This window comes from Delftia acidovorans SPH-1 (assembly GCF_000018665.1).
Classification (GTDB): Bacteria; Pseudomonadota; Gammaproteobacteria; order Burkholderiales; family Burkholderiaceae_C; genus Comamonas; species Comamonas acidovorans.
Window position 1 is genome coordinate 2,843,903 of record NC_010002.1, and the last position, 16,723, is coordinate 2,860,625.

The 16,723-nt window shown below is 69.1% G+C and carries 17 protein-coding genes and 1 tRNA gene; 7 read left to right on the forward strand and 11 right to left on the reverse strand.

The window, feature by feature from the left end; all coding sequences use genetic code 11:
- Positions 1 to 57: 57 nt before the first annotated feature.
- The 3 genes from hpnE to hpnC all read right to left on the reverse strand — a co-directional run bounded on the left by hpnE (position 58) and on the right by hpnC (position 3,240).
- Complete coding sequence (gene hpnE / locus DACI_RS12860) at positions 58 to 1,446, reverse strand: hydroxysqualene dehydroxylase HpnE (RefSeq protein WP_012204488.1); 1,389 nt, start codon at positions 1,444 to 1,446, stop codon at positions 58 to 60.
- The gene (gene hpnD, locus DACI_RS12865) at positions 1,443 to 2,288 is read right to left on the reverse strand and encodes a presqualene diphosphate synthase HpnD (protein WP_012204489.1); all 846 of its coding nucleotides are present in this window, start codon (positions 2,286 to 2,288) and stop codon (positions 1,443 to 1,445) included. Before hpnD ends, hpnE begins: the two co-directional genes overlap by 4 nt.
- 67 nt (positions 2,289 to 2,355) lie before the next feature.
- Entirely contained in the window at positions 2,356 to 3,240 is an 885-nt protein-coding gene (gene hpnC / locus DACI_RS12870; RefSeq protein ID WP_012204490.1) for a squalene synthase HpnC, read from the reverse strand.
- A gap of 174 nt (positions 3,241 to 3,414) precedes the next feature.
- Between hpnC and DACI_RS12875 the strand changes: the two genes are divergently transcribed.
- From DACI_RS12875 to DACI_RS12900, 6 genes are all read left to right on the forward strand, one after another.
- Positions 3,415 to 4,665, forward strand: a complete 1,251-nt coding sequence (locus DACI_RS12875) for an efflux RND transporter periplasmic adaptor subunit (protein WP_012204491.1) — start codon at positions 3,415 to 3,417, stop codon at positions 4,663 to 4,665.
- Entirely contained in the window at positions 4,662 to 7,877 is a 3,216-nt protein-coding gene (locus tag DACI_RS12880; RefSeq protein WP_012204492.1) for an efflux RND transporter permease subunit, read from the forward strand. Before DACI_RS12875 ends, DACI_RS12880 begins: the two co-directional genes overlap by 4 nt.
- A 120-nt stretch (positions 7,878 to 7,997) precedes the next feature.
- Positions 7,998 to 8,084, forward strand: a tRNA-Leu gene (locus DACI_RS12885).
- 185 nt (positions 8,085 to 8,269) lie between these two features.
- A complete protein-coding gene (locus DACI_RS12890) occupies positions 8,270 to 9,286 on the forward strand; it encodes a tyrosine-type recombinase/integrase (RefSeq protein ID WP_012204493.1) in 1,017 nt (338 codons plus the stop codon).
- A gap of 119 nt (positions 9,287 to 9,405) precedes the next feature.
- Positions 9,406 to 9,813, forward strand: coding sequence for a helix-turn-helix domain-containing protein (locus DACI_RS12895; RefSeq protein ID WP_012204494.1), 408 nt, complete (start codon positions 9,406 to 9,408; stop codon positions 9,811 to 9,813).
- Positions 9,813 to 11,120 carry a type II toxin-antitoxin system HipA family toxin gene (locus DACI_RS12900; protein ID WP_012204495.1) on the forward strand — a complete coding sequence of 436 codons (1,308 nt, stop codon included), beginning with the start codon at positions 9,813 to 9,815 and terminating at the stop codon, positions 11,118 to 11,120. The genes DACI_RS12895 and DACI_RS12900 overlap by 1 nt, the downstream gene beginning before the upstream one ends.
- A 26-nt stretch (positions 11,121 to 11,146) precedes the next feature.
- Here DACI_RS12900 and DACI_RS12905 read toward each other — a convergent pair whose 3' ends face one another.
- From DACI_RS12905 to DACI_RS12930, 6 genes are all read right to left on the reverse strand, one after another.
- Positions 11,147 to 11,353: a helix-turn-helix transcriptional regulator gene (locus DACI_RS12905; RefSeq protein WP_012204496.1), complete on the reverse strand. Its 207-nt coding sequence runs from the start codon at positions 11,351 to 11,353 to the stop codon at positions 11,147 to 11,149.
- 34 nt (positions 11,354 to 11,387) lie between these two features.
- Positions 11,388 to 11,636, reverse strand: a complete 249-nt coding sequence (locus DACI_RS12910) for a hypothetical protein (protein ID WP_012204497.1) — start codon at positions 11,634 to 11,636, stop codon at positions 11,388 to 11,390.
- A 21-nt stretch (positions 11,637 to 11,657) separates the two neighbouring features.
- The gene (locus DACI_RS12915; protein ID WP_012204498.1) at positions 11,658 to 13,637 is read right to left on the reverse strand and encodes a replication endonuclease; all 1,980 of its coding nucleotides are present in this window, start codon (positions 13,635 to 13,637) and stop codon (positions 11,658 to 11,660) included.
- 4 nt (positions 13,638 to 13,641) lie between these two features.
- A complete protein-coding gene (locus DACI_RS12920) occupies positions 13,642 to 14,094 on the reverse strand; it encodes a hypothetical protein (protein WP_012204499.1) in 453 nt (150 codons plus the stop codon).
- 108 nt (positions 14,095 to 14,202) lie between these two features.
- Complete coding sequence (locus DACI_RS12925) at positions 14,203 to 14,526, reverse strand: ogr/Delta-like zinc finger family protein (protein WP_012204500.1); 324 nt, start codon at positions 14,524 to 14,526, stop codon at positions 14,203 to 14,205.
- 61 nt (positions 14,527 to 14,587) lie between these two features.
- Positions 14,588 to 14,809, reverse strand: a complete 222-nt coding sequence (locus DACI_RS12930) for a hypothetical protein (protein WP_225971082.1) — start codon at positions 14,807 to 14,809, stop codon at positions 14,588 to 14,590.
- Positions 14,810 to 14,895: 86 nt separating this feature from the next.
- Between DACI_RS12930 and DACI_RS12935 the strand changes: the two genes are divergently transcribed.
- Positions 14,896 to 15,228 carry a helix-turn-helix domain-containing protein gene (locus DACI_RS12935; RefSeq protein WP_012204502.1) on the forward strand — a complete coding sequence of 111 codons (333 nt, stop codon included), beginning with the start codon at positions 14,896 to 14,898 and terminating at the stop codon, positions 15,226 to 15,228.
- Between the two features lie 48 nt (positions 15,229 to 15,276).
- Here the strand turns inward: DACI_RS12935 and DACI_RS12940 are convergent, their stop codons facing one another.
- The gene (locus tag DACI_RS12940; RefSeq protein WP_016450706.1) at positions 15,277 to 16,290 is read right to left on the reverse strand and encodes a contractile injection system protein, VgrG/Pvc8 family; all 1,014 of its coding nucleotides are present in this window, start codon (positions 16,288 to 16,290) and stop codon (positions 15,277 to 15,279) included.
- Positions 16,278 to 16,718: a phage tail protein gene (locus tag DACI_RS12945; protein ID WP_012204504.1), complete on the reverse strand. Its 441-nt coding sequence runs from the start codon at positions 16,716 to 16,718 to the stop codon at positions 16,278 to 16,280. Before DACI_RS12945 ends, DACI_RS12940 begins: the two co-directional genes overlap by 13 nt.
- Positions 16,719 to 16,723: the final 5 nt, after the last annotated feature.

Below are 16,723 nucleotides of genomic sequence, written 5' to 3' on the forward strand. Positions count from 1 at the left end.
GCGGCTGTCAATCTGCTGTCAAACCAGGGTCTGCAGGCTACGGAGATACCCGGGGGATCAGGCTTTTCCCTCGGCACCCAGGGCCTGTCCGATGGCCTCGGCCGCCTGCAGGCCGCTGCGCACGGCGCCCTCGATGGTGGCCGGATACGGTCCATCCACATGGTCGCCGCAGGCCCACAGGCCGTGGCCCAACTCCATGCCGGGGCGCTGCAGCTGCGGCAGGCAGGCGAAGGTGGCGCGCTTGTCGATCACGGTGCGCAGCGCAACCAGTCCATGCCAGCCCAACTGCGCCCGGGCCTGGGCCAGCACCTGGGCCTGCAGGGTTTCGCGGTCCGATGCGCTGTCGCTGATGACGAAGGCCATCAGGCCCTGAGGGCCGCCGAGTTGCCCACGGTCGAAGACGAATTGCGCAGGCGCATCGGGCGTGGAGCGCAGCGCCAGCCAGGGCGCGCCCGGGGGCAATGTGTGGGAGGGATCGCCGGTCTGCGCATAGACGGTGGCAATGGGGCGGTGCTGCAGGTCCTGGGCCAGCTGCGCCCAGCGCTGCAGGGCTATGCCGTCGCGTGCAGGCAGGCTGTCGTGCTCGGCGGCGGTGAGTGCCAGGCGCGCTGCTTCGGGCGCTGGGCAGGCCAGCAGCACGGCGTCGAAGGGCGCGTCTTCGCCCTGGGCTGCGCCCAGCGTCCAGTGCGGGCCCTGGGGTTGCAGTTCGGCCACGCGGCTGCCCAGGCGCACGGCGTGGCCGCGCTCTTGCAGCCACTGCGCGGCCGGCGCCGGGAACAGGCTGCCCAGGTCACGGCGCGGCACCAGGAAATGCGAGCCGCCACGGCCGCTGAACAGCGCATCGCGCAGCACGCGAAGGAACACCGTGCCGCTGGCCAGGTGAATGGGCGTGTTGAGTGCCGAGATGCACAGCGGGTCAATGAACTCGGTGACCAGGCGCTGCGGCAGGCCGGCGCACAGGTCGGCCACGGTGGCTTGCGGCGCGCAGCGAAAGCCCGCCAGCCGCCAGCGCACGGCGCGCGCCAGCAGGGCTGCACGCTCGCCCAGGCTCCAGCCGCGTGCGGTGGCAATGCCGGCCAGCGCATCCAGCGGCGCAGGCCAGTCGGGAAAGCGCAGCCCACTGCCATCGATATAGGGCAAGGCCATGGGCTGGCGGTGCAGGGCCTGTTCAGGGTCCACGCCCACCTCGCGCATGAGGCGCAGGCTTTCGGTGTAGGCACCGATGAGGATGTGTTGGCCGTTGTCCACGCGCAGCGGGCCCTGTGGCGTGTCGAGGTCCATGCCGCGCGCACGGCCGCCGGGCTCGCGTGCGGCCTCGTGCAGGGTGATGTGCCAGCCGCTGCGCGCCAGCGTGAGGGCGGCGGCAAAGCCGGCCCAGCCTCCGCCGATGATGGCGGCGCGCGGCTGAGCGGCGCGAGGCGTGTGCTTGGCGCTGTCTCTGCTCACCGCGCCATGCGCCCCAGCGCCTGCATCTTCCAGGCCAGCCACAGCTTGCGCAGCGGCGGCAGGCTGATGCGCTGGTGCAGCACGCGGAAGTCGTCGGCCTCGATCTCGCGCAGCAGGGTGCGGTAGATGCTGGCCATCATCAGGCCGGGCTTTTGCGTGCGGCGGTCGGCGGCGGGCAGCAGGGCCAGGGCCTCGTCGTAGAGGCGGTGGGCGCGCTCGGCCTGAAAGCGCATCAGCGCGGTGAAGCGGTCCGAGTATTCGCGCTTGGTGATCTCATGCGCCTTGACGTCGAACTGCTGCAGCTCGCTGATGGGCAGGTAGATGCGTCCGCGCATGGCGTCCTCGCCCACGTCGCGGATGATGTTGGTCAGCTGGAAGGCCAGACCCATCTTGTGGGCGTAGGCCGTGGTTTCTTCCTGTGTTTGGCCAAAGATGCGTGCGGCCACTTCGCCGACCACGCCTGCGACCAGGTGGCAGTAGCGCGTCAGGCCCTGGAAGTCCAGGTAGCGGGTCTGCTCCAGGTCCATGCGGCAGCCGTCGATGACCGCCTGCAGGTGGCGCTCCTCGATGCCGTAGACCGGGGCGTGCGGCATGAGCGCCCGCATTACGGGATGCGAGGGCTTGCCTGCAAAGGCCTGGTGCACTTCGTTTTGCCACCAGCCGAGCTTGGTGGCGGCCACGCCGGGGTCGGAGACTTCGTCCACCACGTCGTCCACTTCGCGGCAGAACGCATAAAAGGCGGTGATGGCCGCACGGCGCTCGCGCGGCAGGAAGAGGAAGGCGTAATAAAAGCTGCTGCCCGAGGCGGCGGCCTTGTCTTGGACGTACTGATCCGGATTCATATGGGGCCGGATTGTCCCATGGACGGCTTGGGGCCAAAGCCTGGGTGTCGCAACGGCCGGCCCGTCATCACATGCGCAGGGCGCGCCACAGCAGCAGCGGGGCATCGGCCTTGCCGACGGTGGGGCGGCGGTAGAGGCTGGCGCCCTGCAGTGCATCGACCTTGTCCAGGATGCGCAGCCCGCCCTGCACCACCAGACGCAGCTCCCAGCCGATGCGGCCCGGCAGGCGGTGCACCAGCGGTGCGCCAGACAGCATCAGGGCGCGCGCCCATGCCGATTGGTCGGCCAACAGCGCGCGCACGGCAGGGGTCAGTGCAGCGGGCTTGGCGCGCAGGTCTTCAAGCCGCACGCCGTGGGCGGCGCAGTCGGCATCGGTCAGGTAGTGGCGCTGGCGTGGCAGGTCCACGCTGAAGTCCTGCCAGAAATTGATCAATTGCAGGGCGGTGCAGATGGCGTCGCTGCGGGCCAGCGATTCGGCATCATCCACCCCGTACAGATGCAGCAGCAACCGGCCCACGGGGTTGGCCGAGCGGCGGCAGTAGTCAAGCAGCTCGGCGCGGTCGGCGTAGGTGGTGCCGGATTCGGTCTTGTGCACGTCCTGCGCGAAGGCGCTGAGCAGGTCGTCCATCAGCGCCAGCGGCAGCTGGTGGGCGCGTACTTGCGGCGCCAGTCCTGCAAAGACAAGAGGCCAGGCTGTGCGGGCGAGCATGGAGGCCTCGCCTTCGGTGCCCAGCGCCATCAGGTCGGCACGGTAGGCGGCCAGCGCGGCCAGGCGCTCGGGGGGCGTGGCGTCGCCCTCGTCGGCCAGATCGTCTGCAGTGCGTGCGAAGTGGTAGAGCGCGGCAATCGGCGGGCGCAAGCGGGGCGGGCACAGCCAGGACGCCACGGGAAAGTTCTCGTAGTGCGTGACCGGGGCGGGGGAGGCGGGCAGGGTGGGAGCGGTGGACTTCACGGTGGCCGATTGTCGATGCTGCGCGCAAGGCCATGCATTTCACTTGACGGGCTCAAGGGCTTCTCCTAAATTACTAACCCGTCAGTCAGTAAACGGCGCCAGCCAGCTGCCGCGGCATGTTGCCCGGATCTTGCAGCCCGCAGCCGCTTTTCGCACCAGCCCTCCCGGATCCACATGCCCGACTTGCCATCGAACCCTGCCGCGCCCGCTTTGCCGCGCCATCTTCTTCTTGCCCCTCTGTGCCTGGCCGCCGCGCTGGCGCTGGGCGCCTGTTCCAAGGCCGAGCCGCCGCCCGAGCCGGTGCGCGCCGTCAAGCTGCTCACCGTAGGCGTGGGCGCGCTGGACACGCAACTGGAATACGCGGGCGAGGTGCGCGCGCGCATAGAGTCGCGCCTGGGCTTTCGCGTGGCCGGCAAGCTCGTTCGCCGCGAGGTGGAGCTGGGCCAGCACGTGCAGGCAGGCCAGTTGCTGGCGCGGCTCGATGCCAGCGACTACCGGCTGGGAGCTGACGCCGCGCGCGCCCAGGTGGCGGCCGCGACCACGCAGCGCGATCTTGCCGCCGCCGATGTGAGGCGTTACTCGCAGCTGAAGGCGCAGAATTTCATCAGCGGTGCGGAGCTGGAGCGGCGAGAGGCCACGCTCAAGTCCGCCCAGGCCACGCTGGACCAGGCCAAAGCGCAGCTGGCATCGCAGAGCAACCAGGAGGCCTATGCGCAACTGCTGGCCGATGTGCCCGGCGTGGTGACCGGCATAGACGCCGAGCCCGGCCAGGTGGTGTCGGCCGGCTCGCCCGTGGTGCGCATTGCCCAGGACGGCCCGCGCGACGTGGTGTTCGTGGTGCCCGAAGACAAGCGCGGTGCCATCCGCGTGGGCCAGAAGGTGAATGTGCGCCCCTGGTCGGCCGGCATGCAGCCATTGCAGGGCCAGGTGCGCGAGGTGGCGGCCAGTGCCGATCCCGTCACGCGCACCTACCAGGTGAAGGTGGCTTTGCCCACCTCGGACGCCGCCGCCGTGCCGCCGCTGGGTGCCACGGTCCACGCATTGCCCGAGGGCATGGGCCCCACGGGCCAGCCCGTGATCAAGCTGCCCACCACCGCGCTGCGCCAGGAAGGCGGCGGCGGCCAGGGCACGGCCGTGTGGGTGTTCGACGCCGCCAGCAGCACGGTGAAGCTGCAGCCCGTGCAACTGGCCACGGCCGATGGCAACGAGGCCGTGATTGCCGCTGGCCTGACGCCCGGCATGCAGGTGGTGGCCGCCGGCGTGCATGTGCTCACGCCAGGCCAGAAGGTCACGGTCTATCAGGACCGTTATGACAAGGCCCCGCAGCCGGCACAGCAGCAGCCGGCTCAGCAGCGGCCGCAACAGACACAGCCTGCACAGGCACCTGCCGCCGCAGGCGCTGCGCCCAGCGGAGCGGCCCAATGAGCGGGCCCAAGCACAAGGCGCCGCAGGGCGCGCACTTCAATCTTTCGCGCTGGGCGCTGGACCATGTGGCGCTGACGCGCTATTTCATCGTCGTGCTGCTGCTGCTGGGCTTTGCCTCGTACTTCCAGCTGGGGCAGGACGAGGACCCGCCCTTCACCTTCCGCGCCATGGTGGTGCGCACCAACTGGCCGGGCGCCACGGCGCAGCAGATGGCCGAGCAGGTCACCGACAAGATCGAGCGCACGCTGCAGGAGGTTCCCTACGCCGACAAGATCAGCAGCTACTCCAAGCCCGGCGAGTCGATGATCATCTTCCAGCTCAAGGACAACTCGCGCCCCGGCGATGTCCAGCAGCTGTGGTACACGGTGCGCAAGAAGATCGGCGACATGCGCTACACCCTGCCGCAGGGCGTGCAGGGGCCGTTCTTCAATGACGAGTTCGGCGATGTCTATGGCGTGATCTACGCCCTGCAGGCCGACGGCTTCAGCTACGCCGAGCTCAAGACCATGGCCGACGACGTGCGCCAGCGCCTGCTGCGCGTGCCCGATGTGGCCAAGGTCGAGCTGTTCGGCGTGCAGGACGAGAAGGTCTACATCGAGCTGTCGCAGCGCCGCCTGTCGCAGCTGGGCCTGGACATGAACCAGGTGCTGGGCCAGCTGGGCCAGCAAAACGCCATCGAGGGCGCAGGCGTGCTGCAGACGCCGCGCGAGGATGTGCAGGTGCGCGTGGCCGGCCAGTTCCTGGCGGTGGATGAGCTGCGCGCCATGCCCATCCGCGGCGCATCGGGCGCGCAGCTGCGTCTGGGCGATATCGCCGAGATCCGCCGCGGCTATGCCGATCCGGCCAATGTGAAGGTGCGCCACCAGGGGCGCGAGACGATTGCGCTGGGCGTGTCCATGACCAAGGGCGGCGACATCATCCGCCTGGGCAAGTCCCTGCGCGGCGCCGTGGGCGACATCGCGCGCACGCTGCCGGCCGGCGTGGAGCTGGCCAACATGCAGGACCAGCCCAAGGCGGTGGCCGATTCGGTCAACGAATTCCTGCAGGTGCTGATCGAGGCCGTGGTGGTGGTGCTGGCCGTGAGCTTCATCAGCCTGGGCCTGCACAGGCGCGAGGGCCACCAGCCGCTGTGGAAGCGCTGGTACATCGACCCGCGCCCGGGCCTGGTGGTGGCCATCACGATTCCGCTGGTGCTGGCCGCGACCTTCCTGGCCATGTGGTACTGGAACATCGGCCTGCACAAGGTGTCGCTGGGCTCGCTGATCATCGCGCTGGGCCTGCTGGTGGACGACGCCATCATTGCCGTGGAGATGATGGTGCGCAAGATGGAGGAGGGCTACGAGAAGTACCGCGCCGCCACCTTTGCCTACGAGATCACGGCCAAGCCCATGCTGACCGGCACGCTGATCACGGCGGCGGGCTTTCTGCCCATCGGCATGGCCAAGTCCATGACGGGCGAGTACACCTTCGCCATCTTCGCGGTGACGGTGATTGCGCTGGTGCTCAGCTGGTTCGCCTCGGTGTACTTCGTGCCCTACCTGGGCATGCTGCTGCTCAAGCGCCCGCCGCACGCGGCCACGCTGCCGCCCGAGGTGGCCTCGGGCGAGGTGCCCATCGAGGAGACCAACCTCAATGCCTCGTCGGCCGAGCATGAAGTCTTCGACAGCCCGTTCTACAACCGCTTTAGGCGCGCCGTGAACTGGTGCGTGACGCACCGCTGGCTGACCATCGCCATCACGGTGCTGGTCTTCGCGCTGGGCCTGGTGGGCATGTCGCGCGTGCAGCAGCAGTTCTTCCCGGATTCCAGCCGGCCCGAAGTGCTGGTGGACATCTGGTTCCCCGAGGGCACGTCGCTGGCCGCCAACGAGGCCGTCACGCGCCGCGTGGAAGAGCGCTTCATGCAGCTGGACGGCGTGCGCACGGTCAGCGAGTGGGTAGGCTCGGGCGTGCCGCGTTTCTACCTGCCGCTGGACCAGGTGTTCCCGCAGAACAACGTCTCGCAGTTCATCCTGGTCGCCCAGGACCTGCCCACGCGCGAGCGTCTGCGCAAGGCGCTGCCGGCGCTGCTGGCCCAGGAGTTCCCCGAGGTGCGCGGCCGCGTCAAGCTGCTGCCCAACGGGCCTCCCGTGCCCTATCCGGTGCAGTTCCGCGTGTCCGGCACCGATCCGCAAAAGCTGCGTGCCTATGCCGACGAGGTCAAGCAGGTCATGATCGCCAACGCCGACATGCGCGGCGTCAACGACAACTGGAACGAGTCCGTCAAGGCCGTGCGCCTGGAGGTGGACCAGGACAAGGCGCGCGCCCTGGGCGTGAGCAGCCAGGCCATCGCACAGGCGGCCCGCGTCATGCTCAGCGGCTCCACCGTGGGCCAGTTCCGCGAGGGTGACAAGCTCATCGACATCGTGCTGCGCACGCCGTATTCGGAGCGCGACGCCATCACCGACATCGCCAACGCCTACCTGCCCACGGCGTCGGGTAAGTCGATCCCGCTCACGCAGATCGCCAAGCCCGTGATGGTCTGGGAGCCCGGCGTGATGTGGCGAGAAAAGCGCATGTTCGCCATCACGGTACAGGGCGATGTGCGCGAGGGCCTGCAGGGCGCAACGCTGACCCATGCGCTGCTGCCGGGTCTGCGCGAGATCGAGGCGCGCTGGCACGCTGCGGGCGACACGGCCTACCGCATCGATGTGGCCGGTGCCGTGGAGGAAAGCTCCAAGGGCTCGGACGCCATCGTCGCTGGTGTGCCCGTGATGCTGTTCCTCACCTTCACGCTGCTCATGCTGCAGTTGCGCAGTGTCAGCCGTTCACTGCTGGTGTTCATCACCGGGCCGCTGGGAATTCCCGGCGTGGCGGCGGCGCTGCTGCTGCTGGGCCGGCCCTTCGGCTTCGTGGCGCTGCTGGGCGTGGTGGCGCTGATGGGGATGATCCAGCGCAATTCGGTGATCCTGATCGACCAGATCGAGACCGACCGCGCGCGCGGCGTGCCGGCCTGGGACGCCATCATCGAAGCCGCCGTGCGCCGCCTGCGCCCCATCGTGCTGACGGCTGCCGCCGCCGTGCTGGCCATGATCCCGCTGTCGCGCAGCGTGTTCTGGGGCCCCATGGCCGTGGCCATCATGGGCGGGCTGATCGTGGCCACGGTGCTGACACTGCTGGCGCTGCCGGCCATGTACGCCGCCGTGTTCCGCGTGCGCCGCGAGCCCACGCATTGAGGCGGCGAAAACGCAGAGGCCGCCGCTCAAATCCGGGGTATGGCAATCCACCCCGCAATTGCGGCTAGAATCTGCGCCCTGACCTAGGAGCCGCCGCGCAGGCGGCTCCCTCAAGAACCAGCGCGGGTGGCGAAATTGGTAGACGCACCAGGTTTAGGTCCTGACGCCAGCAATGGTGTGGGGGTTCGAGTCCCCCCCCGCGCACCACGCACCAACGCCGCTCAACTGCGGCGAACACTGCTCAAGCCCGCTTCCTGTAGAGGAGGCGGGCTTTTTTTCTGGGTTCTGGGGGCAAAACGGAACGGGTTGAAACCGGCACAAAACAGCGCAAAATCACATCACAATCCCGCGCAGATCCCGCTTGTGATCCCGCGCGGGCTGCAGGAGGTGGGATGGCGTATTTCCGGAAGGTGAAGAACGGCTGGCGGGCCGAGGTGGAGCGCGCGGGCATCCGGCGCACCGCCACGCGGGCGACCAAGGCCGAGGCGCAGGGCTGGGCCGTGGCCGAGGAGGCGGCCATTCTGGCCGGTGCGCGCGGGGAGTTTCCGCGGCGCACGCTGGCCGAGGCGGTGGAGCGCTATCGGCGCGAGGTCACCGACAAAAAGACGGCCAGCACGGCGCGGGCCGATCATTTGCGCTTTGATGCCTGGCTGCGCGAGTTTCCCGAGCTGGCCTCCAAGGTCTTCCACGAGATCACGGGCGACGACCTGGCGCGCTGGCGCGATGCGCGGCTGCAGCAGGTCTCCGGCGCCAGCGTGCTGCGCGAGGCGCAGCAATTCCGTCCGATCTGGACGCTGGCGGTCAAGCAGTGGAAATGGGTGGGCAAGAGCCCCTGGCCCGAGATCAAGCTGCCGGCCAAGTCCCATGCGCGCCGGCGCACGGGGCAGTGGAGCGAGGTGCGGCGCATGCTGCGCTCGGCCAATGTCTCGCCGCGCCTGGCGCCTGTCACCGCCATGGAGCAGACGGCCTGGACCATGCTGGTGGCCCTGCACACGGCCATGCGCAGCGGCGAGATCCTGCGCATGGGCCGCAGCAATGTGGATCTCAAGCGCCGGGTCTACCACCTGCCGCACCACAAGACCGAGGCCAAGGTGGGCGAGCGCCATGTGCCGCTGACGCGCCGTGCCGTGCGCCTGCTGCGCGTGCTGGACGCCGCCGCCGAGGCTGCCGGGCGCGACGCCTACTGGACCATCAGCGACGCCAGCCGCGACACGCTCTACCGCAAGCTGCGCGACCGGGTGATGGTGGAGGGCCTGCGCTTTCATGACCTGCGAGCCACGGCGCTGACCTGGCTGAGCAAGCGCGTGGATGTGATGACGCTGGCCCGCATCAGCGGCCACGTGGATATCAACGAGCTGTTCAATACCTATTACCGGGAGACGGCCGAGGACATAGCGGCACGGTTGTAGGCAGGATGGCTGCCAGGAATATCACTCTAATATGATATGTTGACAATATTATTCTGGAGTGATAATTTCAATTCATCATCTTGAGATGATATTTTGAATGCCCTGGCCAGGAGAACACCATGGACCACCTGTTGCAACTGCCCGATCAGCTTGCGCTGCACCTGAAGTCGCTGCGCAAGGCCGCTGGCGTGAGCCAGGCCCAACTGGCACAGCGGCTGGGCGTGTCCCAGTCGCGTGTGGCGGCGATAGAGCGTGACCCGGCCGCCATCAGCGTGCGCCAGCTGATGGAGATCCTGCAGCTGCTGGATGCCGATCTGCTCATGCGGCCCAGGGCGGATGCGGTGGCTTCTCCTGCGTCTGCACCTATGTCTGTGCCTGCGCCTGCTGCGTTGAGGGTGGCCGAGCCAGCTCCACAACCGTACGCGGGTGACAACGTGCCCCGCAAGCCCGCCGACCGCCCCGTGGCCTTCAAGCCGCAGGCGCTGCCGCCGCACTGGCAGGACCGCAAGCCGAAAGGGTCCTGGTGATGGCGGCGCTGGGCGTCTGGATGAATGGGGAGCGGGTGGGCACCTGGGAGGTCACGCGCACGGGCCGCCATGTGTTCGCCTATGACCCGGCCTGGCCGCAGAGCGCGCATGCGCGGCCGCTGTCGCTGTCCATGCCCTTCACCCGCGACCTGACGGTGGCGGGCGAGGTGGTGGCCCATTATTTCGACAACCTGCTGCCGGACGGCGAGGGCATTCGCCGGCGCATTCACCAGCGCTTCGGGCTGCGCGGGATCGATGCGTTTTCGCTGTTGGAAGCCATTGGCCGCGATTGCGTGGGGGCCGTGCAACTGTTGCCCGAGGGGGCCGTACCCGAAGGGTTCGATCAGGTGCGGTTCGAGCCGCTGAGCGAGGCGCAGATTGCAGAGCACCTGGCCAGTCTGGGTGGCGGGTTTGGTGCGCTGGAGGTGGACCAGGAGTTCCGGCTGTCCATTGCCGGTGCGCAGGAGAAGACGGCGGTGCTGCGCCATGGCGGCCAGTGGTGCCGCCCGCTGGGCGCGACGCCGACCACGCATATCCTGAAGCCGGCCATCGGCGTGGTGCCGCACTGGCACTACGACCTGAGCGAGTCAGTGGCCAATGAGTGGCTGTGCGCCCGGCTGCTGGCCGAGCTGGGCTTTGCCGTGGCCGACAGCAGCATCGAGACCTTTGGCGGGCAGCAGGTGCTGTGCGTGGAGCGCTTTGACCGCGCCTGGACGGCCCAGGGCTGGATTGCGCGTCTGCCCCAGGAAGACTTCTGCCAGGTGCGCGGCGTTGCCAGCGCCAACAAGTACGAGACCCACGGCGGGCCCGGCATGCTGCAGTGCCTGCAGGTGCTGCAGCATGGCAGCGAGCCTGCCCAGGATTGCGCCCGCTTCGTGATGGCCCAGCTGGCGTTCTGGCTGCTGGCGGCCACGGACGGGCATGCCAAGAATTTCTCGGTGTTCCTGCAGCCGGGCGGCGGCTATGAGATGACGCCGCTGTACGACGTGCTGTCGGCCTGGCCCATCATCGGTCACGGCCACGGCAAGATTGCCCGCCAGCGCGCCAGGATGGCCATGGCCCTGCCGGGGCGCAGCCGCCACTACCGCCTGGCCGAGATCCAGCGCCGCCACTGGAAGGCCCTGGCCGAGACCACGCGCATCGCAGGCCTGTGGGAGAGCATGGTGGAGATGGTCGAGGCGCTGGACGGCGCCATCGACCGGCTGCAGCCGCGCCTGCCGGCCAGCGTGCCGCAGCCTATGGCCCGGCAGATCTTCGACGGGGCGCGCGACCAGGCTCGCCGCTTTCTTGCGGGCAGCGATCACTGAGCGCACGGCGATGGCCTGGTGCCGGCTCACCGGCGCCCCTCGGCCCAGGCCTTGACGTCGGCCATGCGCCAGTAGCGGATGCGGCGGCTGGCGTTGATGAAGGGCTTGGGAAAGTCCGGGCGCTTGGTCAGGCGCGCGGTGACGTGCTCGCGGCTCAGGCCCAGGTAGTTGGCGATGCCCTGGGTGTCCAGGCGCGGGGCGCTGTGAAAGAGTTCCATGTTCTGTTGCGTCATTGCGGTGTTCTCCGATGTCGTGTCCGGTGCTTGATCAGGGGTGGCGCGTCGTGATGGACTTGCCTGCCTTCTTGCGCTCCACACGTTCAACTCGCTCGACTCGCAGCACGGGCCGGCCGCTGGCCAGCAGGGCGCAGGCCTGGGCGTGGCTGGCGCTGGCCGCCTTCAGGCGCAGCACGGGCAGCAGGCGGGCGTCGGCCAGTTGATCCAGCTGCGCTGCGTCCACGCCGTGGGGGATGAGGGTGGCGCGGTAGCTGCGCAGGGCGGTGATGTTGTGGTGCATGGTGGGTCCTCCTGGGGTGGATCAGCTGGTCAAGAAAGGGTGGTTGGATGGCGTGGCGCCGGATGCGGGGCGGTGCAGCACGGAATCGGGCGCGGAAGGGTTGGCCCGGTCCTCGCGCTGGTGCCCGCCGCGGCCGATGAGGGCGCGCAGCGTGTGGCCCGTGAGCCGGGCCGTACAGTTATTGAAACCAGTCCAAGCGCGCGCCAGCGGCGCGCGGGCGGGCAGGGCGGGCGGGGCGGGCGGGGCCGTGTCGGCGACCTCGGCACCCTCGGCGCCCTCGACGCTTTCTGCACCGTGGTTTTCCTGGAACTCCAGCGTGGCGCGAGCCACGCTGCGCCAGGCGATGCGGCGCGAGACCAGCCACTGGCCGCGCCGGGTTTCCAGGCCCACCACGCGGCCGCAGCCGGGCGCGATGGCCTCGCCGTACTGGTTGACGGCGCCGGCGGGCACGGGGCGGCGTGCCATGCGCAGATGCCAGCGGTCGCGGGCCAGGCAGTGGCCGCCCATGGCTTCCATGTAGAGGCGCCAGTCGGCGGGGATGTCGGGCCCGTGGCGGTGGCTGGCGCCCCAGGCCTTCCAGCTGGCCTTGTCGCCGTCGATGCGGATCTGTTCGACCTGGTCCTTGCTGACACGGCGCAGCTCGCGCCAGACGCAGACGCTGGGCATGCCCACGGCCTGGAACTGGCGAATGCCCCAGCAGGCGGCCCAGGCGTCCACGCGGCGGTGGCCGGGCATGCCGCCCTGCTCCACATCCCACAGGCGGCCCTGCACCACGTCGAGGTGGTCGGCCAGGGCCGCATGGCCCACGCTCTTGGCGATGTACTTGGCCACGTAGCCGGCAGCGCCGCCGCCGGTCATGCGCTTGACGTTGACGCGGTTGCGCTGGGCACCGCGCTCGTCGCCATCTTCGCTGAGCCACCATTTGCGGATGGCGGCCTCGATGTGCCGGGCGTGCTCCTCGCACTCGGCCCAGACCAGGGCGTGCCAGTGCGGCGTGGCGTCATGGTGCGGCTCGGCCACGCGGATGCCGTACATGGCGATGCGCTGGCGGCCCAGGTGAGATCGCACGCGCGCCCACATGGTGCGCAGCCACAGCTGGGCATCGCGCGGCGTGCTGCGGCCGTCGTAATGGGGATTGGGGCGCGGCCGGCCGCCGCTGCCCAGCGTGACGGCGTGAAAGCGGCTGGGCGCCGTCAGCGTGAGAAAGAGACCGACGTGGCTGCGCGCGTCGGCATATTCCTCTGCGCCGCGGATGCGCGTCATCAGCTCGCCGCCACGGATCACGGGGTTGGCCGGCGACAGCGCGGCCAGCTCGGCCAGGGTGAAGACCTGGCCGGCCTCGTTTCGGTAGAGGCTGCGCTCCAGCGCGCGGGCGTTGCGTTCGATCTGCGCGGTGCGCCGGCGCACGGTGGTATTGCTGGCATAGCCGCCGGCGCTGCGGTTGACGATGCCCAGCTTGACGGCGCCAGCCTCCACGGTGCGCGTGACGTGGCGGCGCAGCATGCGGCGCCACCAGGCGGCATCCAGCGCGCGGCGGATGGCGGGCTCGCCGGCCAGCGGCGTGCTTTCCTGCAGGCCCAGCATGCGCAGCATCAGCCGCACCAGGTCCACGCGTGCGGCCAGGTCCATGTTCTGGGCCTGGGCGCCGGCGTCGAGCTCACCGACTTCGTCGCTCAGGCGCCTGGCCATCTGGCAGATCTCGTAGTCGTCCAGATTCCATTCGGCCGCACGGCCGTGGCGGCTGGCAAAGTCGTCAATGGCGGCCAGCGCGTCGTGGCAGGCGGCCCATTCGGGCTGGCCGTTGGCGTGTTGCGCGCCCTTTTGCCAGTCGCCCAGGCCCAGCAGCTTCATGGGCTGCAGCCACTGCGGCGGCAAGGCTTTTTCCAGCGCCTGCATGGCGCGCTGGACCATGTGGGGGCGGGGCTTGTGCTGGTCCCATTGCTGCAGGCTGGCGGTGCGCAGCCTGCGGCCGGTGGATTTGGCGGCGAGCAGGACGGACATGGGCTCAGGTCCTCAGGGCCAGCGCGCGCAGCGGCAGCAGGCAGCTGCGCAGCGCGCGGATCTGGCGGCGGATGGCGTCGCGCTCGGGCGGCGGCATTTCGCGCCAGTCGCGCAGGGCCAGCTCCTCGATCTCGCCGTCTATGCCCGCCAGCAGCACCAGGGCCATGCGGTAGTGGCTGGCCAGGCCCGCCCATTCGCGGCTTTCGGCGCTGCCGCAGCGGCCATTGGCGCAGCGCTGCGCGGCCTCGCGCTGCAGTTCGCGCAGGCGGATGCGGCAGTCCTGGACGCTCAGGCGCTGGTAGGCCTCGGGCAGCGCGGGCGGGTCCTCGGGCCGGTATTCGGGCGCGGGCGCATCGTCTGCCCGCAGCAGTCGCATCAGATCGGAAAGGCGCAGGTCGCCGAGCTTCATGGTCTGTCCAGGTCGTTTCAGGGTGAGCGCATCCCGCAGGGCCTTCATGCAGGCTCCGCAGGTTGCGGGAAAGGGGGTGGGGTGGCGGCGGTGCAGGCGGGCTGCCCGCGCGCCGGGTGGGGCGCCGTCAGGAGCGGCGAAGGCGCCCCGGCCGCGCTAGCTGCGCGCGCCTTCGCTGGATTGGGCGGATTCGGCCGCCTGGGCTGCGCGGTGCGCTGCGCCTTCGTATTGCGAGGACGGCATGGCGTCCAGCTGGGTCTGCAGCAGCTTGCGCTTGATGTGCGTGCTCATCGGCAGGATCACCATGGGGTTGGGAATGGCGCTGGGGCTGATGGTGCGGTTGATCTCGGTCACCGCCGAGAACACATGGCCGCACTCGAAGTTGCGGCACTGGAAGATGGTCTCGCGGCTGGTGCTGGTCAGCTGCAGGCTGGTGCGGGTGTAGGCGTGTTCGTTGCAGTGGGGGCACATCATGCGCATGGCAGGCTCCTGGGGGCAGTTGGGATCGAAGACAAGGCGGTGAACAGGTCGGCGCGGGTGGCTATCGCGCCTGATCGGCCTGGGGCAGCGGCGGCATCTGCTGCTCGTACTGCTGCATGCCCATGCGGTACAGCTTCAGCGCGAAGTTGGAGGCGCTGCGGCTTTCACGGCTGGCATAGCGGGCGTGGCGTTCGCGTTCGGATGCCGTCATGCGCAGTGGCACGGGCCTGTCATGAAGCACCGGAGCCGCAGGGATACCGGGCACGGCTCTGGGGGAGTGCATGGCTGTCATGTAGTATTTGGGATGGTTTGGATGGTTTGGTTACACGCTGACTGCATCATTGCTCGAAATTTCGAGCATGTCAATTGATGAATAGAAGAAATTTCGATCACATCGGTGAAAGGCTGAGGCAAGAGCGTCTGCGTCTGGACGTGGCGCAGCTCGCCATGGCCGACGCCTGCGACGTCTCGCGCGGCACCCTGGCCACCTGGGAGAAGGGCGAGCAATCGCCCAATGCGGCCGCCCTGGCCGTGATGGCGGGCCTGGGCGTGGATGTCCTGTATGTGGTCACGGGCCAGCATGCGAACGCATCGGTCCAGACCCTGGCGCCCGACGAGCGCGAGCTGCTCGATTGCTACGGCCGGGCCGACGATTCGGGCCGCGCCGCCATCATGGCCGTGGCGACCCTGGCCGCGCGTTGAACGGCCTGCGCCGGCCGCTCCAGGACGCGCTCTACCCGCCCCTCTCGCTCACTTGGCACGCGTCTCCAGCGTCAGCTTGGAGGTGAAGCCGCCGTCGCCCAGCTCATGCTGGATCTTGACGACCAGCCACGGCGTGTCATCGATCTCCGCCTTGAACCCCTGCAGCTTCAGCGGCGTCTGCGGCATCAGGTCGGGCCGCGCCAGCGCCAGCTTCAGGCCCATGGTGGCCTTGGCGCGGTTGATGCGGCCCATCTCGGCCTTGGCTGCGGCCTGCGCCTCGGCCTCGCTGCCGTAGGTGTCCTTCAGGCGCTTTTCGTTGTCCTCGGCGCCCTGCGTGGCGCTGCGTTTTTCGGCGCGATCCGCGTCGTTCCAGTACGCGCGAACGCCGCTGTAGTCGTTGCGCGCGGCCGTGTGGTAGGCGTGGCTGTCGCCCTCGGCGCGCGTGAGCGTGGCGGCCTCCACGGCCTGGCCGGCAGCGGTGATCTTGCTGTCGATGGCGATGAAGGCCAGCTTGCCCTTCTTGACCGTGCACACGGCGTCGTACTGACGCGCCAGGCGGCTGCAGAAGTTCAGGTCGCTTTCGTGGGTCTGGTCGATGTGGTCCACGCGCAGGTTCTCGAACTGCGCGTCCACGCGCACCTGCAGGCCGTTGCGCTGCGCAATGCTGCGCACGATCTGGCCCAGCGTGCTGTTGTGGTAGCTGTGCTCGGAGCGCGTGCGCAGCTGGCGCTTGAGCTCGGCCGAGCGCGCATGCACCACGATCCTGTCGGGCGCACCCTGGTGCTCCACCTCGTCCACCTCGTAGGTGCCCTTGTCGACCAGGCCGTGGCCGGCCCAGCCCAGCTTCAGCGCGATCTTGGATCCCTTGCCCGGCATGGGCAGGCGCCCATCGCTGTCGTCCAGCGTGATGTCCAGCTTGTCGGCCTCTTCGCCGCGCGATTCGGACAGCGTCAGGTTCATCAGCCGCGTGTTCACGCTGCTGGTGATGTCGCGCCCGTCCAGGACGATTTCGTACTGGGGCTTGGCGTGCAAGTATTCCTGCGTGGCCATCAGATCCACCATTCCCAGAAGTCGTCATCGGGCCAGGGGTCGACGCCGCCGCCGCCTTCGGCCAGGTGATCGTCCACGCGGGCCAGCTTGAGATCGAACTCGATGCGGCGCGGCTTGCCGCCCGGTGTGTAGTGCGTGCCGGTCTGCTGGAGGCTCTCGATGACCCAGGCGCCCAGGATGCTTTCGCCGCCCACCAGGGCCCATGCCTTGCCCTGGTCGGCCATTTCGCGCAGGTCGTCCAGCGACTTGGCCGTGCCCCGGAACTCGGGTGCGAGCACGCCGGTCAGGCCCAGCGTTTCATCGCCTGGGCCCAGTGACTGGCGGGCGGGGCGCGCGCCCACGCGGCTGTTGCTCGGGTGGCGCCAGGTGCTGCTGCGCACCAGCTTGTCGAATGCCAGTGTGTCGATGCCAAAGGCAAACTGGCCCAGTGTGATCAGCATGCTCA